The sequence below is a fragment of the Piscinibacter lacus genome, from assembly GCF_016735685.1.
Classification (GTDB): domain Bacteria; phylum Pseudomonadota; class Gammaproteobacteria; order Burkholderiales; family Burkholderiaceae_C; genus Aquariibacter; species Aquariibacter lacus.
On the sequence record NZ_JAERRA010000001.1, the window covers coordinates 1,760,623 to 1,785,003 of the forward strand.

Sequence of the window (24,381 nt, forward strand, 5' to 3'; positions counted from 1 at the left end):
CCCTTCTTCCGGCCTCGCCCCCCATGCCCGACGCCCTGTCTTCCCGCCCGCCGCGGCCTGCCGCCGCCCGATCCCGCCGTGCCCTGGTGCGGCCGGCGCTGCTGCTGCTTGCCGGCCTGTTCGGCGGCCTGCCGGTGGCCCAGGCCCAGGGCGCGCCCGCGCCGGCCGCGGCCGCCTCGGCCCCGCCGCCCGAGGTGCGCACCGCCCGCGCCAAGCCGGTGGCCGCCGGTGCGCCGCTGCGCCTGCCCGCGCGCACCGAGCCCATCGAGGAAGCCCGGCTCTATGCCCGCAGCAGCGGCACCCTGGTCGAGCGCCGCGTCGACCTGGGCGACCGCGTGGCCGCTGGCGCGCTGCTGGCCCGCATTGCCGCGCCGGAAGTCGACCAGGCCCTGGCCAGCGCCCGCGCCGGTCTGGGCCAGGCCCAGGCCCGCGAGCGCCTGGCCCAGGTCAACCTGGACCGCAGCCGGCCCCTGGTCGAGCAGAACTTCCTCTCCGCCGTGCGGCTTGACGAGCTGAATGCCGCCCTGGACGTGGCCCGCGCCGACACCGCCGCCGCCCAGGCCGAGGTGCGGCGGCTGGAGGCCGTGCAGGGCTTCCAGCAGGTCCGCGCGCCCTTTGCCGGCACCATCGTCGAGCGCAGCGTCGAGCGCGGCGACCGCGTCAGCGCCGATGGCGCGAACAGCAGCCCGGCCCTGTTCCGCCTGGCCCGGCTGGATGCGCTGCGCGTCGTCGTCGAGGTGCCGCAGGCTGCGGCGGCCACCCTGCAAGCCGGCCGCCCGGCCGAGCTGCGCTTTGCCGAATTTCCGGGCGAGGTCTTCAAGGCCCGGGTCGAGCGCCTGGCCGGCCGCATCGACCCGGCCAGCGGCGCGATGCGGGTCGAGCTGAAGCTGCCCAACCCCGGCCAGCGCCTGCCCGCCGGCCTGCGCGGCGAGCTGGACCTGGCCGCCGACGCCGCCCAGCCCGGCGTCACCGTGCCTGCCAATGCCGTGCTGCTGCGGCGCGGCCAGCCGCATGTGGCCCTGGTCGACGCTGAAAGCCGCTTGCGCTTCGTGCCCGTGCAGGTCGAGCGCACCGTGGGCCGCGAGGTCCACCTGCGCCGCGGCCTGGAGGCCGGCCAGTCGGTCGTCATCAATGTCAATGCCCTGCTTCAGGAGGGCAATCGCGTGAAAGTGGCGGCGCCGTGACGGCGGCGCATTTCGGTTGGGTGGGCTGCGGCGCAGCCGGCGGCCCGGGGCCGGTCGAGGCGGCCTGGCCGGCCGATGCCCAGGCCGCGGCCCGGCTCTGGCCGCAATTGCTGGGCCGCGCGCCAGCGGGTCTCTTGCTGCAGCCGCCCGACGCAGCCGCCCTGCAGGCCTGGGCCGACTGGGCCACGCCTGCCCTGGCGGCCGTCTGCGCGGCACGGCCCACCGTGCTGCTCTGCCCGCCCGATGCACCGGGCGGCGCGCGGGCGGCGGACCTGGCCCGCGACGAAGCCCTGGCCGCGCTGGGCCTGCAAGCCGTGCTGCCGGACGGCCTGCCGCCCGCCGCACTTGCCGCCAGCCTGGGCTTCGCCATCGTCCGCCACCGGCTCGACCGGCCGCTGCGCCAGCTTGCGCCGCTCGATGCCGCCACCGGCCTGCCCAGCCGGGCGCAACTGGTGCCGCAGATCCAGCAGATGCTGGCCCTGCGCGAGCGCGAGCCCGCGCCCATGGCCCTGCTGCTCATCGAGCTGCCCGAGCTGGCCGAGCTGCGCGAGCGCCTGGGGGAGGGCGCGACCGCCCTGCTGCGCCGCAAGCTGGCGGTGCGCATGCGCGCCAAGCTGCGCGGCAGCGATGTGGTGGCCGTCGACGGGCCGACGCGCCTGGCCGTCTGGCTGGCCCGGCTCGACCAGCCGGCCAGCGCCGGCATCGTTGCCGACAAGCTGATCGAGGCGCTGGCCCGGCCGCTGCAGCTCGGCGAGGCCGAGGGCCTGCGCGTGCACCCGCGCATCGGCTTCGTCGTCAGCGGCCCTGGCATGCTCGATGCCGAGCACCTCTGGCAGCGGGCGCTGGCCGCGCTGGACGGCGCCGCGCCGCTGGGCAGCAAGGTCTTCTTCGTGCCGGCCGAAGGCCGCGCCGACGCGGCGGCCAACGACCCGGGCGATCCGGCCGTCTGAAGTCGCTCGCATCCCTGTCAGCCGGGATCGCCTCCCGGCGCGGCCTCGGCAGATGCATCCGGATGTTGCCGGCGCCCGCGCGCGGGCCGGCTGCCCCTACATTCGCCGCCGGCGCCGCCCTGGGAGGGGGCGGGCGCCGGTCCTCTCCACGACATGCAAGGGAGCTGCACGATGAAGCGATCGCTGATGGGCCTCGGCCTGGTCCTGCTGCTGGCAGCTTGCGCCAACCTGGGCCGCGAGGGCGGCAGCGCGGCAACCCCGCCGGTCGGTGTCGACGGCCAGGCCTGTGCCGGCCGTGCACCGCAGGCCGTGCCGGGCCTCAGCCCTTCAAGCCAGCCGGTGCTGCAGCGCCAGGTCCAGTTGCCCAGCGGCAAGGGCGGCGTCTGCGATGCGCAGGTCTTCGCCGTCAGCGCGCAGCCGATCAAGCTCTACCGCGTCTTCGATGCGTCCAAGCCCTACACCAAGTTCGGCGGCTGGTGGTCGCTGGAGCGGCCGGCCGGCAGCAAGGACAGCTACCGCGCGGCCAACGCGATCTGCCCCGAATGGAGCCCGCTGGACCGGCTGGCCGTCTGCGAAGTCCATCCCGGCACCCAGCTCGTGATCGGCAGCACCCAGAGCGCAAGCTGTGCCGACGGCTCCACCTTCCCCAAGACGGCCGCCCAGCAGGTCTTCGTGCCCAACAACGGCCGAATCGGCATCGTCCATGTCGGCGCCTGCACGGAAGAAGCGATCTGGGCACCCTGAGAAGCGGGCCATGTGCCGGCAAGGTGGTCGCCAACCATGAAAAAGGCCGCCCGAGGGCGGCCTTGCGATGCCGGCTTGCGGCGGCCTCAGGCCGCCGCGGGGCTCAGACGCCCCACCAGCTCACCGGGTGGGCGCGCAGCGCGCTGGCCTGGCCGGCCGGCAGTGCGGCGGCCTGGCCCAGGGCCGGGTGCAGCTTGCGCTCGGCCAACGGGGTGGACTGGTAGCTGCCGACGGCGATCAGGGTGTCGCCGACCCGCAGCACCTGGCTGCGCTTGGTCTCGATGCGCCAGGTCTGCGGGTTGCGCCAGTGGTAGCTGACCTGGCTGATCGCGTCCTTGGGCAGGTGCAGGAAGGCCTCGCCGACGGCTGCGCCGCGGGCATCGCGCAGCACCGCCACGTCGCCGCCGGTCAGGCCCGGGAAGCCGCCGTTGGCCAGCATGCGGCCCGTGCGGGCGTGGATGGCAAAGACATAGAGGTCGGCCTGCTGGAAGGGCGCGAGGCCGTCGTTGAAGGCGGTCAGCGCGCGGGGCGGGTCGGCGCGGTAGGCCTCGGCCGCGGCGGCCAGCAGGTGCAGGGCCGAGGCAGTGTCGGCGCGGCCGGCTTCGCCGACCACCAGGGGGGCGGCGGGCTGGATGCCGTCGATCGACGAGGCAGCGAAGGCCGGAAGCAGCGCGCCCAGGGTCAGGGCGGCGGCAGCCGCGGTGCGGCGCAGGGTGAGCGTGGCGATGCGGGTCATGGCAGAACCTCCAGGGGATGAGAGCTTGAGAACCGTTGGGGCTGCAGGGAAGTGCAGCCGATGACGAGACTCTAGGGTTAACCCCTGTTCATCACAAGACACAAGTTCTGACGGGTCAGGTCAGAAGCCTTGATGAACCGAACGTTTGCAATCGTGAAAACCCTTGGTCATTGGGTTGACCCATCCCACAAGCACGGGGGGTTCGCTCGACACCGCTGCCGCTTCAGCGGTCCAGGCCACCCAGGCAGACGTATTTCATCTCCAGGTACTCGTCCAGGCCGTGGTGCGAGCCCTCGCGGCCCAGGCCGGACTGCTTGACGCCGCCGAAGGGCGCCTCGGCGGTGGAGATGATCCCGGTGTTGACGCCGACGATGCCGCTTTCCAGGCCCTCGCTCACCCGCATCACGCGGCCGATGTCCCGCGTGTAGACGTAGGCGGCCAGGCCGAATTCGCTGGCATTGGCCGTGGCCAGGGCCTCGGCCTCGGTGTGGAAGCGCAGCACGGGGGCGACCGGGCCGAAGGTTTCCTCCCGCGTGCAGCGCATGGCCGGCGTCACGTCGGCCAGCACGGTGGGGGCGTAGAAATGGCCGCCGACATGGTCGGCGGGCTGCACGCGGTGGCCGCCGGCCAGCAGGCGGGCGCCGCCGGCCAGGGCATCGGCGACATGCGATTCGACCTTGGCGAGCGCGGCCGCATCAATCAGCGGGCCCTGCTGCACGCCCTCGCGCATGCCCGGGCCCACGCGCAGCGCGGCGGCCTTCTCGGCCAGGCGCTGCACGAAGGCCTCGTAGATGCCGTCCTGCACATAGAAGCGGTTGGCGCAGACGCAGGTCTGCCCGGCATTGCGGTACTTGGCGGCCAGGGCGCCCTCGACGGCGGCCTCCAGGTCGGCATCGTCGAAGACCAGGAAGGGCGCGTTGCCGCCCAGCTCCAGGGCCAGCTTCTTGACCGTCGGCGCGCACTGCGCGGCCAGGATGCGGCCGACCTCGGTCGAGCCGGTGAAGCTCAGGTGCCGCACCACGGGGCTGGCGCAGAGCACGCGGCCGACGGCGATGGAGCCCGGCCCGTCGGCCGTCAGCACATTCAGCACGCCGGGCGGGAAGCCGGCACGCTGCGCCAGCTCGGCCAGGGCCAGGGCAGTCAGCGGGGTCTGCTCGGCCGGCTTGATGATCACCGGGCAGCCGGCGGCCAGGGCCGGCGCGACCTTGCGGGTGATCATGGCCAGCGGGAAGTTCCAGGGCGTGATCGCCGCGCAGACGCCGATGGGCTGCTTGAGCACCAGGATGCGGCGGGACGGGTCGGTGGCCGGAATCGTCTCGCCGTGCACGCGGCGCGCCTCCTCGGCGAACCATTCGACGAAGCTGGCGCCGTAGCCCACTTCGGCGCGGGCCTCGGCCAGGGGCTTGCCCTGCTCGGCGCTCATCAGCCGGGCCAGGTCCTCGGTGGCGGCGGTGATCAGCAGGAACCAGCGCTGCAAAAGCGCGGCACGGGCCTTGGCCGTCTGCGCGCGCCAGGCCGGCCAGGCGGCCTCGGCCGCGGCGATGGCGGCTTGCGCCTCGGCCTCGCCCAGGGCGGCCACCTCGGCCAGCGGCGCGCCGCTGGCCGGCGCATGCACGGTGAAGCGGCCGGGGCCGGCCTGCCAGGCGCCATCGATGAAGGCCTCGGTGCGCCAGAGGCCGGCGTCGGCAAGCTGCAAGTCGGGTGGGGGCATCGTCGGGGTCATGGCGTGGGGACGGCAGGAAGCGAAGGGAGGGGGCCCGAGGCGCATGCGGCAGCGCGGTTCGGCGGCATCGCCGCAGCACGGCACCGCGGACCGTGCCGGGTGCTGCCGGCCGGGGAGACCGGCCCCCGATTGTCACCAGCGGCCAAACCTACAATTCCCGGCTTCGTCGAGACCCTGCCGACCCCCGCTGAAAGCCCCGGATGAAAGCCGCCGAGATCCGCCAGACCTTCCTGAAGTTCTTCGAGAGCAAGGGCCACCAGATCGTGGCCTCCAGCCCGGTGGTGCCCGGCGACGACCCGACCCTGCTCTTCACCAATGCGGGGATGAACCAGTTCAAGGATGTCTTCCTCGGCTTCGACAAGCGCGCCTACACCCGCGCCACCACCTCGCAGAAGTGCATCCGCGCCGGCGGCAAGCACAACGACCTGGAGAACGTCGGCTACACCGCGCGCCACCACACCTTCTTCGAGATGCTGGGCAACTTCAGCTTCGGGGACTACTTCAAGCGCGACGCCATCGCCTACGCCTGGGAGTTGCTGACCGAGGTCTACAAGCTGCCCAAGGAACGCCTGACCGTCACCGTCTATGCCGAGGACGACGAGGCCTACGGCATCTGGCGCGACCAGATCGGCGTGCCGGCCGAACGCATCATCCGCATCGGCGACAACAAGGGCGCCCGCTACGCCAGCGACAACTTCTGGATGATGGGCGACACGGGCCCCTGCGGGCCCTGCACCGAGATCTTCTACGACCACGGCGACCACATCCGCGGCGGCCCCCCGGGCAGCCCCGAGGAAGACGGCGACCGCTTCATCGAGATCTGGAACAACGTCTTCATGCAGTTCAACCGGGACGAGGCCGGGGTGATGCACCCCCTGCCCAAGCCCAGCGTGGACACCGGCATGGGCCTGGAGCGCATCGCCGCCGTGCTGCAGGGCGTGCACGGCAACTACGAGATCGATACCTTCGTGGCGCTGCTCGCGGCGGCCAAGGCGGCGGTCGAGGCCTCGGCCGGGGGCGTGGCGGTCGATGCCGACAGCCCCAGCCTCAAGGTCATCGCCGACCACATCCGCGCCTGCGCCTTCACCGTGGCCGACGGCGTCATCCCCGGCAACGAGGGCCGCGGCTATGTGCTGCGCCGCATCGCCCGCCGCGCCATCCGCCATGGCTACAAGCTCGGCGCCCGCGCGCCCTTCTTCTTCAAGCTGGTCCACGCCCTGGTCGGCCAGATGGGCGAGGCCTACCCCGAGCTGGCCCGCGACGAGGCCCGCATCACCCAGGTGCTGAAGCAGGAGGAGGAGCGCTTCTTCCAGACCATCGCCAACGGCATGGAGATCCTGGAAGGCGCCCTCGCCGGTGGGGTGGGCACCCTCGACGGCGAGCTGGCCTTCAAGCTGCATGACACCTACGGCTTCCCGCTGGACCTGACCGCCGACGTCTGCCGCGAGCGCGGCGTGACGGTGGACACCGCTGCCTTCGAGGCCGCGATGCAGCGCCAGCGCGAGCAGGCCCGCGCCGCCGGCAAGTTCAAGATGGCCCAGGGCCTGGCCTACAGCGGCGCGGCCACCACTTTCCACGGCTACGAGCACTTGGCGCGCGAGGGCGCCACCGTCACCGCGCTCTATGTGGACGGCAGCCCGGTGCAGGCCGTCGAGGCCGGCAGCGATGTGGTCGTCGTGCTCGACCACACGCCCTTCTATGCCGAGAGCGGTGGCCAGGTCGGCGACACCGGCGAGCTGCGCAATGCCCGCACCCTCGTGCGCGTGGACGACACGCTGAAGATCCAGGCCGATGTCTTCGGCCACCACGGCCGCGTGGCCGAGGGCCGGCTGGCGGTGGGCGATGTGCTGAGCGCCCGGGTCGATGCGGCCCGCCGCGCCCGCACCGTGCGCAACCACAGCGCCACCCACCTGATGCACAAGGCCCTGCGCGAGGTGCTGGGCGCGCATGTGGCCCAGAAGGGCTCGCTGGTGACGCCGGAGCGCACGCGCTTCGACTTCTCGCACACCGCGCCGATGACGGCCGAGCAGATCGCCCGCGTCGAGGCCCTGGTCAATGCCGAGATCCTGGCCAATGCCGCCACCGACGCCCGCGTGATGGCGCTGGAGGACGCGCAGAAGAGCGGCGCGATGATGCTCTTCGGCGAGAAGTACGGCGAGACCGTGCGCGTGCTCAGCATCGGCTCCAGCAAGGAGCTTTGCGGCGGCACCCATGTGGCGCGCACCGGCGACATCGGCGTCTTCAAGATCCTGGCCGAGAGCGGCGTGGCCGCCGGCATCCGCCGCGTCGAGGCCACCACCGGCGAAGGCGCGCTGGCCTACATCGGCGAGACCGAGAAGAACCTGCAACGCGCCGCCGCCCTGCTCAAGGCCGCGCCCGAGGAGCTGGAAGGCCGCATCGCCAGCCTGGTCGAGCAGCTTCGAGCCGCCGAGAAGGAGCTGGCCGCGATCAAGGGCAAGCTGGCCAGCAGCCAGGGCGACGAGCTGATGGGCCAGGCCGTCGACGTGAACGGCACCAAGGTGCTGGCCGCCGTGCTGGACGGCGCCGATGCCAAGGCCCTGCGCGAGACGATGGACAAGCTCAAGGACAAGCTCAAGACGGCGGCCATCGTGCTGGCGGCGGTCGAGGGCGGCAAGGTGCAGCTCGCGGCCGGCGTCACCGCCGACCGCATCGGTCAGCTCAAGGCCGGCGAGCTGGTGAACTTCGTGGCCCAGCAGGTTGGCGGCAAGGGCGGCGGCAAGCCGGACCTGGCCATGGCCGGCGGCAGCGACCCGGCGGCCCTTCCGGCGGCGTTGGCCGGCGTGGCGGCCTGGGTGGCGCAGCGGACCTGAGGGGGGCGTGAGCGGCCTGGCCCGGTCCGGCCTCGGCACCTGAGTCGGCGGGTCGGCGGCAGCAGCCATGGTCGGCAAGCGCGCCCTGCGCGGCGGCACGCCCTTCGGGCCGCCGCCCGCACCCCCGCCGGCGGACTGCCCGCTCTGCGGCCGGCCCATCGTGCCGGGGCCCAGCGCCGACCTGCACCACCTGCTGCCGCGCAGCCAGGGCGGGCGCGAGACCTTCCTGGTTCACCGCGTCTGCCATCGCAAGATCCACGCAACCTTCTCCGAGAAGGAGCTGGCACGGCACTACGCAAGCTGGCCCGCGCTGCATGCGCATCCCGAGATCGCCACCTTCATCGCCTGGGTCCGCCGCCAGCCGCCGACCTTCGTCGACGGCAGCCGGCCGCCCCGCCACCGGCGTTGAGCGGCGCGCGGCCCGGTGGCCGGTCGACCGGTCTGCCCGCAGGGCCCGGGGCCGTCTGCCCGTCCCGCTTGTGGCAGGCTTGCCCCATGCCGATGAACACGCCTTCCTTCCCACGCCCCGCAGCCCGCCGCGGGCTGTGCTCCCTGCTCGGGCCGGTGCTGGCCGCGCTGCTGCTGGCCGCTTGCGCGGTCGGCGTGTCCGGCTCGCCCGCCGCCGCGCCGCCCGCCGCCCCGCCGCCGGCCGCGTCACCGGGCAGCGCCCCCAGCCCGCTGCCGGAGGCGCTGCGCAAGCCCATCAGCTTCCGCGTGCACCGCGTCTGCGGGGCCGATGCCCAGGGCCTGCCCGGTGCCGAGGCTGCGCCCGACGGCTGCGTGCGCCTCCTGCTCGGCCGCGGCCAGATCGACCGCGAGGCCGTCGCCCGGCTGCGCGATACCCTGCGCGCCCAGCAGCCCGCCCGCAGCCTGCGCGGCCAGGCCGCCAGCCTGGCCGCCCTGCATCTGGACAGCCCCGGCGGCGACCTGCGCGGCGGCCTGGAGCTGGGCCGCGAGCTCCGCTGGCTGGGCCTGGCCACCCGCACCGGCGGCGACCTCTGGGTGCAGACCGAGGGCCCGCGCGAGCGGGTGGCCGCCGCCACCCGCTGCCAGTCCTCTTGCGCCTATGCCTTCCTGGGCGGCCTGCGGCGCGATGTGCTGGACGACCGCGCCTACGGCGTGCACCAGTTCCGGCCCGCCACCCCGGCCAGCGGCGGCGTCGATCCGGTGGCCCAGGCGCAGGCGGCTGTCTCGGTGCTCAACCTCTACTTGGACGAGATGGGCGCGCAGCGGCGCCTGCTCGACATCGCCAACCTCACCCCCAACCAGCGCATGACCCTGCTGAGTCGCGCGCAACTGCGCCAGCTTGGCGTGGACACCGGCGGCGAGCGCCTGAGCCTGCCGTTGCCGCAGACGCCCTGGGCCAGCGGCCGCAGCGAAAGGGGCCGGCCCTTCGTGCAGTCGCGGGTGCGGGTCGATCCGCGCTGCCATGTCAGCATGGTCTTCTCGCGCGATGTCGGCGGCCGGCCGGTGCTGGCCCTGACGCTGGAGTACGCCTCCCGGCCCGGCGATCCGCCGCGGGCCGGCGACTTCCCCACCGCCCTGCGCGAGGCGCTGCGCCTGCAAGTGGCCGACAGCGGCGAAGCCCTGGTGCTCGACAGCATCGCCCCGGCGCTTGCCTGGCAGCGCCGCGAGCGCCCGGGCGTGAGCCTGAGCTATGCCACCGCCTTCCTGCTCGCCCCCGACGCGCTCCAGCGCCTGGAGGCCCTGGCCCGCCAGGATGCGGTGCTGGAGCTGATCGACGGCCTGCCCGAATCGGCCAGCGACTGGCGATTCACCGCCCGCTTCACGCTTGATGGCCTGGAGCGCAGCCTGCCCGCGCTGGAGGCAGGCAGCGCACCGGCCTCCGCACCGGCTTCGCGCTGAGTCTCAGCCGCAGCCGCCAGCCTCAGTTCGCGGCCGCCTAGCGCGCGGGCTTGTTGGCCGGCTTGGCGGCGGGTTTCGCAGCCGGCTTGACGGCCGGTTTGGCGGCCGGCTTCGGCGCCGGCTTGCGCAGCACCGGCGGCGGCGGGGCGCGCCGCGCGGCTTCCACCGCCTGGCCCAGCTCGATCACCGCCATGGCGTAGTAGCTCGACCAGTTGTAGCGCGTGATGGCATAGAAGTTCGAGGTGCCGGCGATCAGCGTGGCCGGCGCCTCGCCGTTCTCCAGCTTGACCAGGGCCAGCAGGCCCGGGCGCTTCATCGCATCTTCGGGCAGGCGGGCGCCGCGCTCGGCCATCTCGCTGGCGGCAAAGCTGGGCACGATGTCGGGCGCGAGCAGGGTCGAGAGATCGGCCGCATCGCTGGGCGGCTCGATGTGGAAATGCGTCGGCAGCCGCGGCTCCCAGCCGAAGGCTTGCAGGTAGGCGGCAACCGAGCCGATCGCATCGGCCACGCTGCCGTGCAGGTCGATGCGGCCGTCGCCGTCGAAGTCCACCGCCAGCCTGCGCAGCGAGCTGGGCATGAACTGCGGCAGGCCCATGGCGCCGGCGAAGCTGCCGCGCACCGCCGTCGGGTCCAGGCCCTGGCTCAGGCAGAGCTCGATGAATTCGCCGAGCTCATCGCGGAAGTAGCTGCTGCGGTCGCGCCGGCCGGTGGGAAAGTCGAAGGCCAGGGTCGCCAGGGCATCGAGCACACGGAAGTTGCCGGTGTCGCTGCCCCAGCCGGTCTCGACGCCGAGCACGCCCACCACGATGGCCGGCGGCACGCCGTAGCGCGCCTCGGCCTGTTCGAGCAGGGCGGCATGCTCGGTCCAGAACTTCAGGCCCGCCTGGATGCGGATGGGCTCGACGAAGCGGGCGCGGTAGGCCGCCCAGTTCTTCTTCGCGCCGCCCGGCGTCGGCAGGATGAGCTGCACCACGCGCGGCTGGTAGCGGGCCTGGGCGACGATGGCCGCGGCCTGCTCCGCGCGGAAGCCGTGGCGGCGCGACAGCGCGTCCAGGATGCGGGCCACGTCCTCGCGCTGGGCATAGCCGCCGGGCTCGGCCGGCGGCGGGATGCCGGGGTCGGTGCTGATCACCGGCGGCGGGGGCGGCTGGCGGCTTTCCAGCGCCCGGGTGGCGGGGCCGGGCTTGTCGGCGATGGGCGTGGGGGCGGCGGGCGGGGGCTCGTCGGCCGCGTGCAGGGGGGCGGCCAGCAGCAGGCCCAGGCCGGCCGCCAGGGCGGGGGAGAGAAGGAGCCGTCGGTGCATGGATCGAGTGTGCCGCATGCCTTGCGCCTGCCCGCGCGGGCGCAGGCTTCAGCTTGCGGGTGGGGGCAGGGCGCGCAGGGCGGTGCGCAGCCTCCGCGCCAGGGCTTGCAAGGCCGGGGCCTGGCCGGCGCCGGCTTCCTGCGGCCGCCAGCGCCAGCGCTCCAGGGCCTCCAGCGCGGCCACGGCCTCGTCGGCCTTCGCGCCGTGCTGTGCCCGCAGGGCGGCGGCCAGGGCCCGCGGGCTGGCGGGCTGCGGGCCCGGCCCCAGCACCCGGCCGGCTTCGCGGCGCAGGCGGGTCCAGCAGGCGGTCCAGGCCTCGGCGCGGCGTGGCCGGCCCCATCGCCAGGCGGCCAGTCCCAAGCCGCCCAGCAGCAGGCCAGCGCCCATCAGGCTGGGCAGGCGGGCGCCGAAGCCGGGCGGGCCGGCCTGCAGCACCTGCTCATGCCAGCCCAGCTCGAAAGCCTGCCAGCCCTGCTGCCAGCGCGCGCCCATGTCGCCGGGCAGCCAGCGCAGCCAGGCGGCGGGCTCGGCCGGCGGCGGCCCCTGCTGCAGACGGGCGGGGGCCACGGCCTGGGTCGGGTCGATGCGCAGCCAGCCTTCGCCGGGCTGCCAGATCTCGGCCCAGGCATGGGCATGGCGCTGGCGGACGATCCAGACGCCCTCCGCCGCATCCCAGTCGGCGCCCTGGTAGCCGGTCACCAGCCGGGCCGGCACGTCGAAGGCCCGCATCAGCACGACGAAGGCGGCGGCATAGTGCTCGCAGAAGCCGGCCTTGCGCTCGAACCAGAAGCGGTCGATGGCGCTGCGCGGATCGCCCATGGCCCCGGGCGACAGGGTGTAGACATAGCCCCCCTCGCGCAGTTGCTGCATCAGGCCCGCGGCCAGGCTGCGGGCATCGGCCTGCTGCCAGCGCGGCTCGCGCCGCATGCGGGCGGCCAGATCCAGCAGGCGGGGGTTGTGGCCGGGCGGCAGTTCCAGGAAGTCTTGCAGGCCGACCACCAGCTCGACCGGACCATGCTGGAACTGGGTCCAGAGCCGGGCTTGCAGGCTGGCGCGGCGGCGCAGCGGTTCGGCCAGCGACCAGTGCAGATCGTCCTCGCGCCGCGCCTCGGCCAGCTCGGGCGCCCGGGTGAAGACGCCGTCGCTGGCCTCGGGCAGGGGCAGCACGGGCAGGCGGGTGGCCTCGACATGCAGCTCATAGTCCAGCGCCTGGCCCGACAGGCGCAGGTTCAGCGCCGGCCGAAGGGCCTCGGGAAAGCTGGCTTGCAGCACCGTCCAGCGGCTGCCGTCGAACTGGCCGAGCACCGGGCCGCGGAAGTAGCGCGCCTCGGGCGGCAGGGTCTGGCCCGGCGCCAGGCGCAGGCGCAGGACGGGCTGTGGATCGAGCGCGAGCTGGCCCACATCGCCCCAGGCCAGGCTGTCCGACAGGCCGGTGCGCGCGCTGCCGCTGCCCGGCCAGAAGGGCTGGGGCCGCGGCAGCAGGGCGAAGAGCAGCAGCATGGGCGGCAGGGCCAGCAGCAGCAGGCGGCCGGCCAGGCCGGCGGCCTCGCGCAGCGGCGGCTTGCCGGCCGGCAGGCTGGCCAGCACCAGGGCCGTCAGCAGGCCCCAGACGGACAGGGCCGCGGCCAGCGCCGTGCCCGGCGACTGGCTGCCGAGGAACTGCGCCAGCACCAGGAAGAAGCCGAGGAAGAAGACCACCAGCGCATCGCGCCGGGCGCGCAGCTCCAGGGTCTTGAGCGCGACCAGCACCACCAGCAGGGTGTGACCGGCCGCCCGGCCGACCAGGCTGCCATGGGTCCACAGGCTCAGACCCAGGGCCAGCAGCAGCAGGCCCAGGAGCAGGCCGCGGCCGGGCAGGGCGGCGCCGCGCAGGGCGAGCTGCGCCCGCCACAGCAGCACGGCCAGCACCAGGCCGCCCGTCCACAGCGGCTGGCCGGGCAGGTGGGGCGCGACGGTGAAGCCCAGCACGGCGAGCAGGAAGAGGGTGTCGCGCACCTCGCGCGGGGCCGCGGCCCGGCGGGACGGCAGCCAGCGGCTCACCACCGGGCCAGCCTTTCCAGCGCGGCACGGCGCTGCGCCGGGCCCTGGCCGGGCGGCAGGGTCTGGCCGGGCAGGCGCAGGCTCCAGGCCGGGCCGGCGAGGCCGCGGTCGAGCACGGCCTGGGTGAGCTGCTGCAAGCGGCCCTCGTCGTCCAGGCCGGGCTTGCAGTCCTGCCAGTCGATCAGGGCCGCGCCGGCCGGCTCGGGCAGGCGCTCGCGCACCAGGGGCAGTTCGTCGCGCGCCAGGGCCGCGGCCGAGGCGCGCCAGGCGATCTGCCCCTGCGCATCGCCCGGGCGCCAGGGCCGCAGGCCTTCGATGACCGCGGTTTCGAGCCGGCGACCGCCGCCCGCGCCTTCGGCCCGGGCCGGCGTGCCGGGGCCGGGCCGGGGGCTGGGCCAGACCCACAGCCGGCCGGGTAGCTGCCAGTCGGCCGAGACGGTGAAGAGGCCGAGCGGAAAGCGGGTCTCGACCCGCAGCGGCGGCAGGGCATGGTGGCCGCGCCGGGGGGCGGGCAGGCGCAGTTCCAGCTCCAGGCCGTCGTCGGCGGGCAGGTCGGTCCAGACCGGCTCGGTGGCGGCGGCCAGCAGCGGGCCGCCGTCGGGCCGCAGGCTCAGGCCCAGGCCGTGGCGCCGGCCGCCGGCCAGGGTCGGTCGGCCGCCGCCCTCCAGCCGCAGCCGCAGCCGGGCCAGCTCGCCGGCATGCACCGGCTCGACCGGCCGCAGGCTCAGCCGCAGGCCGTGCACCGCCAGCACGCCGACCAGCAGGGCCACGCCGGCCAGGGCGATGAGCAGGTCGGTCAGGGCATGGCCCAGGCTGAGCTGCTCATTGATCGAGGCCAGGCCCAGGCCGGCCACCGTGAGCGCGAAGACCTGGCCCGCGCGGGTCGGCCGGATGCGCAGGCTGCGCCAGCCGATCTGCAGCGCCGGGCCGGCCCGGTCGGCCGGCGGGCTCACGCCGCGGGCAGGGCGTCGAGCATCGCCCGCAACTGCTCGCGCGGCCCGCGGCCGGCGGCCGGCAAGGGACGCAGGCGGTGGGCGGCGGTCTGGATCAGGAGGGCGTCGAGATCGTCCGGCGCGACATAGTCGCGGCCCTCGAACAGCGCCCGGGCGCGCGCGGCGCGCAGCAGGGCCAGGCCGGCGCGCGGGCTCAGGCCCTCGACGAACCAGCGGCCGTCGCGGCTGGCGGCCAGCACGGCCTGCAGATGGTCGAGCAGGGGCTCGGCCACGGCGACGGCCAGCACGGCCTGCTGCGCGGCTTGCAGCTCGCCGGGCTGCATGCAGGGCCGCAGGCCGGCCAGGGCGGCGCGCCGGTCCTGGCCGGCGAGCAGGGCGCGCTCGCTGGCGCGGTCCGGGTAGCCGAGCTGGATGCACATCAGGAAGCGGTCGAGCTGGCTTTCCGGCAGGGGGTAGGTGCCGGCCTGGTCCAGCGGGTTCTGGGTGGCGATCACGAAGAAGGGCGCCGGCAGGGCATGGGTGGCGCCGTCCAGGCTGACCTGGCGCTCCTCCATCACCTCCAGCAGCGCGCTCTGGGTGCGCGGCCCGGCGCGGTTGATCTCGTCGGCCAGCAGCACCTGGCTGAAGACCGGGCCGGGGTGGAAGACGAAGCGACCGCCCTCGCGCTGGTAGATGCTGGCGCCGAGCAGGTCGCCCGGCAGCAGGTCGGCGGTGAACTGCACGCGCTTGAATTGCAGGCCCAGCGACAGGGCCAGGGCCTGGGCCAGGGTGGTCTTGCCGACGCCTGGAAGGTCCTCGATCAGCAGGTGGCCGTCGGCCAGCAGGCAGACGATGGCGTCTTCGACCTGCGGCCGTTTGCCGACGATGATCGTGCTAATCTGATCCGCAACCTGCCGCAGCCTCTGGGTCCATGCCATGCGGCGCACCATAGCTGATTCGTGCCCGTCCTGCGGGTCGATCCCCTGGGATGGCCACTGCCTATTTCACGCATCCGGACTGCCGCAAGCACGTCCAGAGCCCCGATCACCCCGAGAGCCCGCAGCGCCTCGATGCGATCGCCGACCTGCTGATCGCCACCGGGCTCGATGCCTTGCTGGACATGCGCGAGGCGCCGCTGGCCACCGAGCTGCAACTGGCCCGGGCGCACACCAGCCTCTACGTGAGCACGCTGCGCGAGCTGTGCGCCGAGATCGACCGCAGCGGCACGCCGCGCCGGCTCGACCCGGACACCCGCGCCGGCCCGGGCAGTTGGCAGGCCGCGCTGCGGGCCGCCGGCGCGGCGGTGGCGGCCACCGACCTGGTGCTGTCCGGTGGCGCCGAGAACGCCTTCTGCGCGGTGCGCCCGCCCGGCCACCATGCCGAGAAGGACAAGGCCATGGGCTTCTGCCTCTTCAACAACGTGGCGGTGGCGGTGCGGCATGCGCTGGATGTCCACGGCCTCAAGCGCGTGGCCGTGGTCGATTTCGACGTGCACCACGGCAACGGCACCGAGGACATCCTGGCCAACGATGCGCGCACCCTCATGGTCGGCTTCTTCCAGCATCCGCTCTACCCCGGCAGCGGCGAGCTGCCCAAGGGCCCGAACATGCTCAACCTGCCGGTGCCGCCCTACACCAAGGGCGCGGCCATCCGCGAGCTCTTCAGCTCCCGGCTGATTCCGCGCCTGGATGCCTTCAAGCCCGAGCTGCTGGTGCTCTCGGCCGGCTTCGATGCGCACCGCGACGACGACCTTGCCCAGCTCATGCTGGTCGAGGACGACTTCGCCTGGATCACCCGCGAGCTCAAGGCCTGCGCGCAGCGCCATGCGCGGGGCCGCATCGTGTCCTGCCTGGAGGGTGGCTACAACCTCGGCGCGCTCGCGCGCAGCGTGCTGGCCCATCTGCGCGTGCTGGCCGGCATCGACGGGGGGCGCACCCGATGAGCCGCGGGTTGGCACTTCTGCTGGCCGTGCCCGCAGCCCATGCGGGATCGGCCAGCGCCCCGGCTGCGGCGGCCAGCGCGGCCCCGGTCCCGGCCGTGACCGAGGATCTCAACCGCCTGCTGACCGCCCTGACCCAGCCGCATGCCCTGAGCGAGCTGGCCGTGCTGGCTGCCAGCCTGCTGCTGGCGGCCCTGCTGGTCTGGGGGCTGCGGCAGGCCCAGCTCAAGGCGGGCCGCATGCTGGTCGGCCAGCGCCTGGTCGACGGGGCGGTCTTTCCGCTGCTGGCCTTCCTGTTGGCGGCGATCGCGCGGCGCCTGGTCTTCCCGGGGCAGACGCTGCTGCCGGTCTTCCAACTGGCCCTGCCCATCCTGTTCTCCCTGGCCGTGATCCGCAGCGCCGTGCATGTGCTGCGCATGGCGCTGCCGCAGTCGGGCTGGGTGCGGGTGGTCGAGCGCTGGCTGTCCTGGCTGGCCTGGATCGGCGTGGTGCTCTGGGTCACCGGCGTGCTGCCGCTGCTGCTGGCCGAGCTGGACCAGATCAGTTGGACGCTGGCCGGCAAGCCGGTCACCCTGCGCAAGCTGATCGAGGGGGCGATCAGCGCCGCCGTGGTGCTGATGGTGGCGCTGTGGGTGTCGGCCGCGATCGAGTCGCGGCTGCTGGCCGGCGCGGTGGGCGAATCGCTGTCGCTGCGCAAGGTGGCGTCCAATGTGGTTCGCGCGCTGCTGATGTTCGTCGGCTTGCTGATCGCGCTGTCGGCCGTGGGCATCGATCTCACGGCCCTGGGCGTGCTCGGCGGCGCGATCGGCGTCGGCATCGGCTTCGGCCTGCAGAAGCTGGCGGCCAACTACGTCAGCGGCTTCGTCATCCTGGCCGAGCGCTCGCTGCGCATCGGCGACTGGGTGCGGATCGACAACTTCGAGGGCCGCATCGCCGACATCTCGACCCGCTACACCCGCGTGCGCTCGGCGGGCGGGCGCGAATCGCTGGTGCCCAACGAGATGCTGATCACGACCCGGGTCGAGAACCTCTCGCTGGCCGATCCCAATGTGCTGCTTCAGACCGTGGTGCAGGTGGCCTACGGCACCGATGTGGCCAGCCTGCGCGCGCGCATGGTCGAGGCCGTGGCCCGGGTGCCGCGCGTGCTGGCCAGCCCGGGGCCGAGCTGCCACCTGACGGCCTTCGCGGCCGACGGCCTGGAGCTGACGATCTTTTTCTGGATTGCCGACCCCGACAACGGCCAGGCCAATGTGCGCGGCGACGTCAATCTGGCCGTGCTGGCCCTGCTGACCCAGATGGAGATCGACATTCCCTTCCCGCAGCGGGTCGTCCACCTGGCCGCCGGCAGCCGCATGCCGCCGGCTGAGGGCAGGCCGGCCGCTGAAGCGGGATCGCCCGCCGCCTGAAGGGCTGGAACCGGGCCGCCGGGCCCTTCATGCCGCGCCCTCGGCATGGATGCGCTCCAGCGGCAGCCGCACCGTGCAGACGATGCCCCCGCGGGCCCGCGCCTGCCAGCTCACCTGCCCGCCGAGCTGGCGCATGCGCTTGCGGATGCCGCCCAGGCCCAGGCCGGGCGCCCAGGCTTCGGGATCGCGGCCCTGGCCGTCGTCGCCGATCGACAGGCTCAGCTCCTCCGCATCGCAGTGCAGCGTCACGCTCACCGATTGCGCGCGGGCATGGGCGATGGCATTGCTCAGCAGCTCGCGCAGCACGCGGGTTAGGGCCGACCAGGCGGCCACGCTCAGCAGCGGATCCAGGTCGAGCTGCTGCTGCCAGTGCAGGTTCAGCCCGGCAAGCTGAAGCCGGTGCGCGGCATCGGCCTTCCAGTCGGCCGCCGCCTCGCCCAGGCGCGGGTTGCCGGTGGCCAGGCCGCGGGTGAGCGTCTTCAGGTCCTGCAGGGTGTGGCGGATGTATTCCTCGCGCTCGGGCGTGCCGGCGCCGTACATCAGCGTCAACAGCCGGGCGCCGATGTCGTCGTGCAGGTCCTGGGCGATGCGCTCGCGCTCTTCGCGCCGGCCGCGCTCCACCGCACGGTCGTAGGCGATGGCCCGGCCGAGCTGGGCCGCGAGCCCCGCGGCCAAGCGCGCATCGGCCCGGGTGAAGACGCGGCGGCCGCGTTCGGCCAAGTGGAGTTCGATCCAGCCCGGCGCGCCGCCGCCGTCCAGCGTCGGCAGGGGCACGGCCAGGCCGGCGCCATGGTCGAGCAGCGTGACCCGCGCCGGCCGGCTGGGCTGCGGCCCCAGGGCGCGTCGCTCCAGCGGGTCGAAGACGCCCTGCAGCAGCCGGCCGAGCAGCTCGGGCAGGGCTTCGGGCCGGTGCTCGGCGGCCCGGGCGCTTTGGTAGAGGGCGTCGAAGAGGCGCCCGGTGTCGTCCAGACGCGGGCCGCGCAGGCGCGAGAGCAGCCAGGACCGGCCGACCAGATAGGCCACCACGCCCAGGAAGGCTGCCAGGCTGGTGCGGGCGCTGGCGCCGCCGGGCAGCAGGTTGAGGAAGAGCAGGTCCAGCGAGGCGGCCACCGTGCCCGCGCCCGCCACCAGGCTGAACTCATGCAGCAGGCCCTGGCGGTCGCGCAGAAAGGGCAGCAGGAGCAGCAGCGAGGCGAGGAAGACCGTCCACCACAGCGAGCCGCTGCCGGCGATCTCCTGGGCATCCAGGCCCGGGCGGCTGGCCGCCACCGACACGCTCAGCAGCAGCCAGGCGCCCATCACCAGGCTGAGCATGCGCCGCAGCAGCAGGGCCTGCGGATGCAGGCCCTGCGGCCCGTGCCGGCTCAGCGCCAGCATGGCGGCCAGGCCCAGGCCGGCGACGCCGATCTGGTTGAGCAGCCAGCCCGGCCCGTCCGGCCAGCCCAGCACGGCCAGCAGGACCAGGCCGGCCAGCAGCCAGCCCAGCAGGGCCAGGCGGCCGGCACGGGGATGGCGCAGGGGATGCAGCAGGGCGGCATGGAAGGTGGCGGCGGCCGTCGCCAGGTCCAGGCCGCTGCGCAGCGGCAGCTCGGCCTGCGCCCAGCCCGGGGGCAGCACCAGGGGCGAGGCCTCGCCCACCAGAAGGAAGAGCAGGTGGCCGATCACGCAGGCGGTGATGAGCGCAAACAGCGCGCTGCTGGCCTGCGGCCGCACGATCAGCACCCAGACCGCCAGGCCGTAGAGCAGCAGCACCAGAGCCGCCAGCAGCAGCGGCCCGGGGCCCAGGTGCAGGCCGGGCGGGGCGTCCACGGTGAGGCGCCGGCCGTCGGCCAGCACCAGCACCAGCACCAGCCGCTCGGCCCCGCCCAGGGCCGCCAGCCGCTGCTGGGTCTCGACCCAGGCCTGGCGCGTCGGGTTCTCGGTCAGCCAGCGCGCCGAGGGCAGGCGCATCAGGCCGTTGACCGGCCAGGCCGGGCCTTCGCCCCGCGCGATCGCCACCACGCCCTGGCCGGCCTCGCCGCGCAGGGCCGGCGCGCGGCTGCCCTCGGCCAGCACCAGGCCGCCGTCGGCGCTCAAGGCCCAGGCGATGCCCGGTTGCGGCAGCCGGGCCAGGCTGAGCAGCAGGGCGGACAAGGCCAGGATCGCCGGCAGCAGGGCCAGGGACAGGCTCAGCAGCTCGCCGCCCTTCAGGCGCGCTTCGCGGCCGTCCGGCAGGGCCGGTCCGGCGGGGCGCAGCCGCCTCATCGCAGGGCTTTCGCGCCGGGCTGGTCCCGGGCTGCCGGCTGCCTCACGGCCGCATGCTCACCGTCTCACACCAGGCCCTGCTTGCTCGCATAGACGGCCGCCTCGGCGCGGCTGGAGACATCGAGCTTGCGGTAGATGGCCTTGATGTGGTCGTTGACGGTGAACCACTTGATGCCCATGAGCCCGGCGATCTCCTTGATCGTGAAGCCCTTGCTGAGCAGGGTCAGCACCTCGCTCTCGCGCGGCGTCAGGGCCGGCGGGTCGACCCGGCCGGGGGTCGGCCGGCTCGCGGTCGGCGGGGGCGGTGCGGCCTTGCCGTCCTCGCCCTGGCGGAAGTGCGAGAGCAGGCGCCGGGCGATGGCCGGTGAGAGCGGCGGCTGGCCGCGGACGATCTTCTGCATCTCCTCGACCAGCACCTCGAAGCGGTCTTCCTTGAGCAGGTAGCCGTCGGCGCCGCGCTGCAGGGCCGGGAAGAGGTGGTCGTCGTCGGAGTACAGGGTGGTGACGATCTTGGTGGCGGGATGCTCGACCAGCTCGCCCAGCAGCTCCAGGCCGCTGCCATCGGGCAGCTCCAGGTCGAGCAGCATCAGGCCGTGCGGCGGCAGCTTGGGCCCGCGCATCAGGCGCTGGCGGGCGGTGTGGAGGTCGCTGGCTTCGTCGACCGACTTCACGTCGGAGAAGCTGGCCCGCACCACGCGGCCCAGGAAGGCCCGGGCGACCGGGTTGTCTTCGACGATCAGCACCTCGACGGACATGGCAGGCAGCGGGCTCGCTCGGGCAGTGAGGGGAGGGCGGGTGCAGCCCCCGGGCTGTCCGCCGGGTCGCATCGCCGTATGGCTGCGAGCTTAGCGGCTGCCCGCGGCCCCGCCGAGCCCGGCGGCCCCCCGGACGTGCGGGGCGGGTCCGGCCCAGGGGTCGGGTGCCCTGGCGCCCCGACCCTGGCGCGGGCCGGGCGCGGGTCGGCCCCTACACTGCGCCGCATGCGCATCCTGGTCAGCAACGACGACGGTTATCTCGCCCCCGGCCTGGCCGCCCTGGTCGAGGCCTGCCGGGCCTACGGCGAGGTCGACGTGGTCGCCCCCGAGGCCAATGCCAGCGGCACCTCCAACGCCCTGACCCTGCAACGGCCCCTGACCGTGCAGACGGCGGCCAATGGCTTCCGCTATGTCAACGGCACGCCCTCGGACTGCGTGCACGTGGCGCTCACCGGCTTGCTGCCGCAGCGGCCGGACCTGGTCGTCTCGGGCATCAACAACGGCGAGAACATGGGGGACGACACCCTCTACTCCGGCACCATCGCCGCGGCGACCGAGGCCTATCTCTTCGGCATCCCGGCGATCGCCTTCTCGCTGCAGCACCGGGGCTGGACCGGGCTCGACACCGCCGCCGCCGTGGCCCATGAGCTGATCGGCCGCGTGCTGCGGCGCCCGCCCTCGGCCGGCCCCTGGCTGCTGAACGTGAACGTGCCGCAGCGCCCGCTGGCCGATCTGGCCGGCTGGAAGCTGACGCGCCTGGGCAAGCGCCACGCCAGCGAGCCGGTGATCCGCCAGCTCAACCCGCGCGGCGATCCCATCTACTGGATCGGCGCGGCGGGCGGGGCGCGCGAGGCCGGCGAGGGCACCGATTTCCATGCCGTCGAGACCGGCCATGTCTCGATCACCCCGCTCCAGGTGGACCTGACCGACCATGCCGGCCTGCCCGGCTGGTCGGGCTGGCTGCAGGGCTGAGGCCCGCGCCGCGCCGATGGCCTCGACCCGGCCCCGCTTCCCCCTGCCGCTGGATGCGTTGCGGGGCGGCGAGCGTCCTGCCCCGATCGCCCGGCCCGGCAGCCAGGCCTTGCTGCGTCCGCAAGCCCCGCTGGACGCCGCCGCGCGCGACCGCGCTCGGCAGACCGTGCCGGCCGGCCTGGGCCTGGATTCCGAGCAGGTCCGCGAGCGCCTGATCGGCCGGCTGGAGGCCCAGGGTCTGCGCGATCCGAGGGTCATCGCCGCCCTGCGCGCCGTGCCGCGCCACCTCTTCGTCGACAGCGCCTTGGCCCAGCAGGCCTATGAGGACACCAGCCTGCCGATCGGCTGGGGCCAGACGATCTCCAAGCCCTCGGTCGTCGCCCGCATGCTCGAGCTGCTGATCGCGCTTCAGCCCGCCGGCCGGCCGCTGTGCTTGATGGAGATCGGCAGCGGCTGCGGCTACCAGGCGGCGGTGATGCTGAACCTGGGCGTGAGCCGCCTGGTCAGCATCGAACGCCTGCGGCCGCTGCATGAGATGGCCCAGGCCCGGCTCGCGGCCTGCCGCGGCGACCGCCTGCGCCTGGTGCACGGCGATGGCCGGCTCGGCCATGCGCCGCTGGCGCCCTACGACGGCATCATTGCCGCGGCCGGCGGCGAGGCCTTGCCTGAGGCCTGGCTGGCCCAGCTTGCACCCGGTGGCCGGCTGGTCGCGCCCGTCGCGCGCAGCCCGGGCGGGCCGCAGTGCCTGGCCGTGGTGGATCGCATGGCCGATGGCCGCCTGGTCGAGCAGCGCCATGAAGCCGTGCTTTTTGTCCCCCTAGAATCCGGCCTCGCCTGAACGGCCGACCCGACGGCTCGCCGCTGGATGCGGCCCCACGGGGCGCGACAGACGATGCGGCAGCCCCGTCGGCCCGGGCAGGAGACCCTGCACGATGATGCCCAGCACCCCGTTCGATCCGGCCCCCCGGGGCCCCCGCCTGAAGCGCCACGGTCTGGCCCTCGGCCTGATGACCCTGGCCCTGCTCGCCGCCTGCGACACCACGCCGCGCCGAGCGCCGCCCGTGGTCGACCGCAATGTCGGCCGGCCCCAGCCCCCTGTGGCCGGCAGCCCGCGCCCGGCTGCGCCGGTTGCGGGGGAGCCGCAAGCAGGCGATTCGGACGTGGCGACCGCCACGCCGCTGGGCAGCCCGTCCAGCGTCAAGCCGCAGCCGCCGGGCTGGGAGAACGCCGGCAAGCCGGGTTACTTCACCGTGCGGCCGGGCGACACCCTGATCCGCATTGCGCTGGAGAACGGCCAGAACTGGCGCGACATCGCGCGCTGGAACAACCTCACCGACCCGAACCGCCTGGAAGTCGGCCAGGTGCTGCGCGTGCTGCCGCCGGGCAGCGGCGCGATCGCCCTGGTCACGCCGCCGCCCGCAGCCCCGGGCCTGACGGCGCCGGGCGGCGCGCTGCCGGCGCCCGCGGCCAGCGGCAGCTCGGCCCCGGCGGCAGCCTCGGCCGTGCCTGCGGCACCGGCCGCCACCCCGGCGGGCGACGACGAGCCGGTCTGGATCTGGCCCGCCAGCGGGCCGGTGCTGGCCGGCTTCGACGACGCCCGCAACAAGGGCCTGGCCATCGGCGGCAAGGCCGGCGACCCGGTGCTGGCCGCGGCCGACGGCCGGGTGGTCTATGCCGGTGCCGGCCTGCGCGGCTACGGCAACCTGGTCATCGTCAAGCACAACGCCAGCTACCTCAGCGCCTACGCGCACAACCAGAACCTGCTGGTCAAGGAAGACCAGCCGGTGCGCAAGGGTCAGCGCATTGCCGACATGGGCAGCAGCGACGCCGAGCGCGTGCAACTGCACTTCGAGATCCGCCGCATGGGCAAGCCGGTCGATCCCGGCCGCCTGCTGCCGGCGCGCTGAGGCGCGCCGGCGCGGGCCTCAGCACGACTTGCGGCCGGGCGGCATGCCCGGAAACAGCGGACCGCCGATCCGCAAGGCCTGCCGGTAGGCCGGCCGCGCGTGCATCGCCGCCTGCCAGGCCGCCAGGCGCGGGCGCCGGGCCAGCCGCTCGGGCTGCTGGCAGGCGGCATCGACCGGATAGCCCATCATCAGGTCGGCCAGGCTGAAGGCCTGGCCGGCGAAATAGGGGCCGCCGCGGGCGAGTTCGGCCTCCATGGTGTCGAGCTGCGCCTCGACCTGCGGCGCCAGCCAGCCCTGCTGCACCTTGTCGGCCAGGGCTCGGGCGATGGGCTTGGCGAAGAAGGGCATGGGCGCGCTGCGGATGCGGCCGAAGACCAGGTCCATGACCAGCGGCGGCATGGCCGAGCCTTCGGCGAAGTGCAGCCAGTAGGTGCAGCGCCGGTCCTCGGCCGTGCCGGGCGGCGGGCGCAAGCGGCCCTGGCCGTGGCGGGCATGCAGGATCTCGACGATGGCGCCGGATTCGGCGAGCACCTCGCCGTCCTCCACGACCAGCGGCGACTTGCCGAGGGGATGTACGGCCCGCAGGCTGTCGGGCGCCAGCAGAGTCTTGGGGTCGCGGCGGTGGACCACCAGGGTGTACTGCAGGCCCAGCTCTTCCAGCAGCCAGAGGATGCGGTGCGAGCGCGAGTGTTCGAGGTGGTGAACGGTCAGCATGGGTGCAATCTTCGCCGCGGCGGGCCGCTGCGGCCACGGTTCCGGCCCCGCTTGCGGGTGCATGCGCAAGGCCCGGCGCTTTCCGGCGAGCTTTGAAGGATCATCGCGGGCCGTTGCTCGACCGACTCCCCGCCC

The 24,381-nt window shown here is 74.3% G+C and carries 20 protein-coding genes; 11 read left to right on the top strand and 9 right to left on the bottom strand.

The annotated features are described in order from the left end of the window. The first annotated feature begins 23 nt into the window (after window positions 1-23). From JI742_RS07930 to JI742_RS07940, 3 genes are all read left to right on the top strand, one after another. Entirely contained in the window at window positions 24-1,184 is a 1,161-nt protein-coding gene (locus JI742_RS07930) for an efflux RND transporter periplasmic adaptor subunit (RefSeq protein WP_201825346.1), read from the top strand. Beyond that, window positions 1,181-2,134 carry a GGDEF domain-containing protein gene (locus tag JI742_RS14050; RefSeq protein ID WP_201825348.1) on the top strand — a complete coding sequence of 318 codons (954 nt, stop codon included), beginning with the start codon at window positions 1,181-1,183 and terminating at the stop codon, window positions 2,132-2,134. The genes JI742_RS07930 and JI742_RS14050 overlap by 4 nt, the downstream gene beginning before the upstream one ends. Before the next feature lie 171 nt (window positions 2,135-2,305). Then, window positions 2,306-2,878: a hypothetical protein gene (locus JI742_RS07940; protein ID WP_201825350.1), complete on the top strand. Its 573-nt coding sequence runs from the start codon at window positions 2,306-2,308 to the stop codon at window positions 2,876-2,878. A gap of 103 nt (window positions 2,879-2,981) precedes the next feature. Here the strand turns inward: JI742_RS07940 and JI742_RS07945 are convergent, their stop codons facing one another. Together JI742_RS07945 and JI742_RS07950 are read right to left on the bottom strand one after the other, a co-directional pair. Next, window positions 2,982-3,614, bottom strand: a complete 633-nt coding sequence (locus JI742_RS07945; RefSeq protein ID WP_201825352.1) for a cache domain-containing protein — start codon at window positions 3,612-3,614, stop codon at window positions 2,982-2,984. 223 nt (window positions 3,615-3,837) lie between these two features. Next, the gene (locus tag JI742_RS07950) at window positions 3,838-5,337 is read right to left on the bottom strand and encodes an NAD-dependent succinate-semialdehyde dehydrogenase (RefSeq protein WP_236676828.1); all 1,500 of its coding nucleotides are present in this window, start codon (window positions 5,335-5,337) and stop codon (window positions 3,838-3,840) included. 200 nt (window positions 5,338-5,537) lie between these two features. Here JI742_RS07950 and alaS point away from each other — a divergent pair, with 200 nt between their 5' ends. The 3 genes from alaS to JI742_RS07965 all read left to right on the top strand — a co-directional run bounded on the left by alaS (window position 5,538) and on the right by JI742_RS07965 (window position 10,034). Then, complete coding sequence (alaS, locus tag JI742_RS07955; protein ID WP_201825354.1) at window positions 5,538-8,168, top strand: alanine--tRNA ligase; 2,631 nt, start codon at window positions 5,538-5,540, stop codon at window positions 8,166-8,168. Between the two features lie 67 nt (window positions 8,169-8,235). After that, entirely contained in the window at window positions 8,236-8,577 is a 342-nt protein-coding gene (locus tag JI742_RS07960) for an HNH endonuclease signature motif containing protein (protein WP_201825356.1), read from the top strand. 92 nt (window positions 8,578-8,669) lie between these two features. Beyond that, entirely contained in the window at window positions 8,670-10,034 is a 1,365-nt protein-coding gene (locus tag JI742_RS07965) for a hypothetical protein (RefSeq protein WP_201825358.1), read from the top strand. A 37-nt stretch (window positions 10,035-10,071) separates the two neighbouring features. Here JI742_RS07965 and mltB read toward each other — a convergent pair whose 3' ends face one another. Genes mltB through JI742_RS07985 form a run of 4 tightly spaced genes read right to left on the bottom strand, consistent with a single transcriptional unit; the run spans window position 10,072 to window position 15,247 of the window. Then, window positions 10,072-11,337: a lytic murein transglycosylase B gene (gene mltB / locus JI742_RS07970; RefSeq protein WP_201825360.1), complete on the bottom strand. Its 1,266-nt coding sequence runs from the start codon at window positions 11,335-11,337 to the stop codon at window positions 10,072-10,074. Between the two features lie 48 nt (window positions 11,338-11,385). Beyond that, on the bottom strand, window positions 11,386-13,380 hold the full coding sequence (locus tag JI742_RS07975; RefSeq protein WP_201825362.1) for a transglutaminase TgpA family protein: 1,995 nt from the start codon (window positions 13,378-13,380) through the stop codon (window positions 11,386-11,388). Then, on the bottom strand, window positions 13,374-14,330 hold the full coding sequence (locus JI742_RS07980; protein WP_201825364.1) for a DUF58 domain-containing protein: 957 nt from the start codon (window positions 14,328-14,330) through the stop codon (window positions 13,374-13,376). Before JI742_RS07980 ends, JI742_RS07975 begins: the two co-directional genes overlap by 7 nt. Beyond that, the gene (locus tag JI742_RS07985; RefSeq protein ID WP_201825366.1) at window positions 14,327-15,247 is read right to left on the bottom strand and encodes an AAA family ATPase; all 921 of its coding nucleotides are present in this window, start codon (window positions 15,245-15,247) and stop codon (window positions 14,327-14,329) included. The genes JI742_RS07980 and JI742_RS07985 overlap by 4 nt, the downstream gene beginning before the upstream one ends. A gap of 50 nt (window positions 15,248-15,297) precedes the next feature. On the opposite strand from JI742_RS07985, the gene JI742_RS07990 reads away from it, so the two are divergent. Continuing rightward, the gene (locus JI742_RS07990) at window positions 15,298-16,251 is read left to right on the top strand and encodes a histone deacetylase family protein (RefSeq protein ID WP_201825368.1); all 954 of its coding nucleotides are present in this window, start codon (window positions 15,298-15,300) and stop codon (window positions 16,249-16,251) included. A 17-nt stretch (window positions 16,252-16,268) separates the two neighbouring features. Continuing rightward, entirely contained in the window at window positions 16,269-17,654 is a 1,386-nt protein-coding gene (locus tag JI742_RS07995) for a mechanosensitive ion channel family protein (protein WP_236676970.1), read from the top strand. 27 nt (window positions 17,655-17,681) lie between these two features. On the opposite strand, the gene JI742_RS08000 is transcribed toward JI742_RS07995, so the two are convergent. Continuing rightward, window positions 17,682-19,898, bottom strand: coding sequence for a sensor histidine kinase (locus tag JI742_RS08000; RefSeq protein ID WP_201825372.1), 2,217 nt, complete (start codon window positions 19,896-19,898; stop codon window positions 17,682-17,684). Window positions 19,899-19,963: 65 nt separating this feature from the next. Beyond that, window positions 19,964-20,653, bottom strand: a complete 690-nt coding sequence (locus JI742_RS08005) for a LuxR C-terminal-related transcriptional regulator (protein WP_201825374.1) — start codon at window positions 20,651-20,653, stop codon at window positions 19,964-19,966. Window positions 20,654-20,878: 225 nt separating this feature from the next. Between JI742_RS08005 and surE the strand changes: the two genes are divergently transcribed. The 3 genes from surE to JI742_RS08020 all read left to right on the top strand — a co-directional run bounded on the left by surE (window position 20,879) and on the right by JI742_RS08020 (window position 23,532). Further along, a complete protein-coding gene (gene surE / locus JI742_RS08010; RefSeq protein WP_201825376.1) occupies window positions 20,879-21,625 on the top strand; it encodes a 5'/3'-nucleotidase SurE in 747 nt (248 codons plus the stop codon). 16 nt (window positions 21,626-21,641) lie between these two features. After that, on the top strand, window positions 21,642-22,463 hold the full coding sequence (gene pcm, locus JI742_RS08015; RefSeq protein WP_201825378.1) for a protein-L-isoaspartate O-methyltransferase: 822 nt from the start codon (window positions 21,642-21,644) through the stop codon (window positions 22,461-22,463). A 94-nt stretch (window positions 22,464-22,557) separates the two neighbouring features. Then, a complete protein-coding gene (locus tag JI742_RS08020; RefSeq protein WP_434057637.1) occupies window positions 22,558-23,532 on the top strand; it encodes a peptidoglycan DD-metalloendopeptidase family protein in 975 nt (324 codons plus the stop codon). A gap of 18 nt (window positions 23,533-23,550) precedes the next feature. Here JI742_RS08020 and JI742_RS08025 read toward each other — a convergent pair whose 3' ends face one another. Then, entirely contained in the window at window positions 23,551-24,246 is a 696-nt protein-coding gene (locus tag JI742_RS08025; protein ID WP_201825380.1) for a glutathione S-transferase family protein, read from the bottom strand. Between the last annotated feature and the right edge of the window lie 135 nt (window positions 24,247-24,381).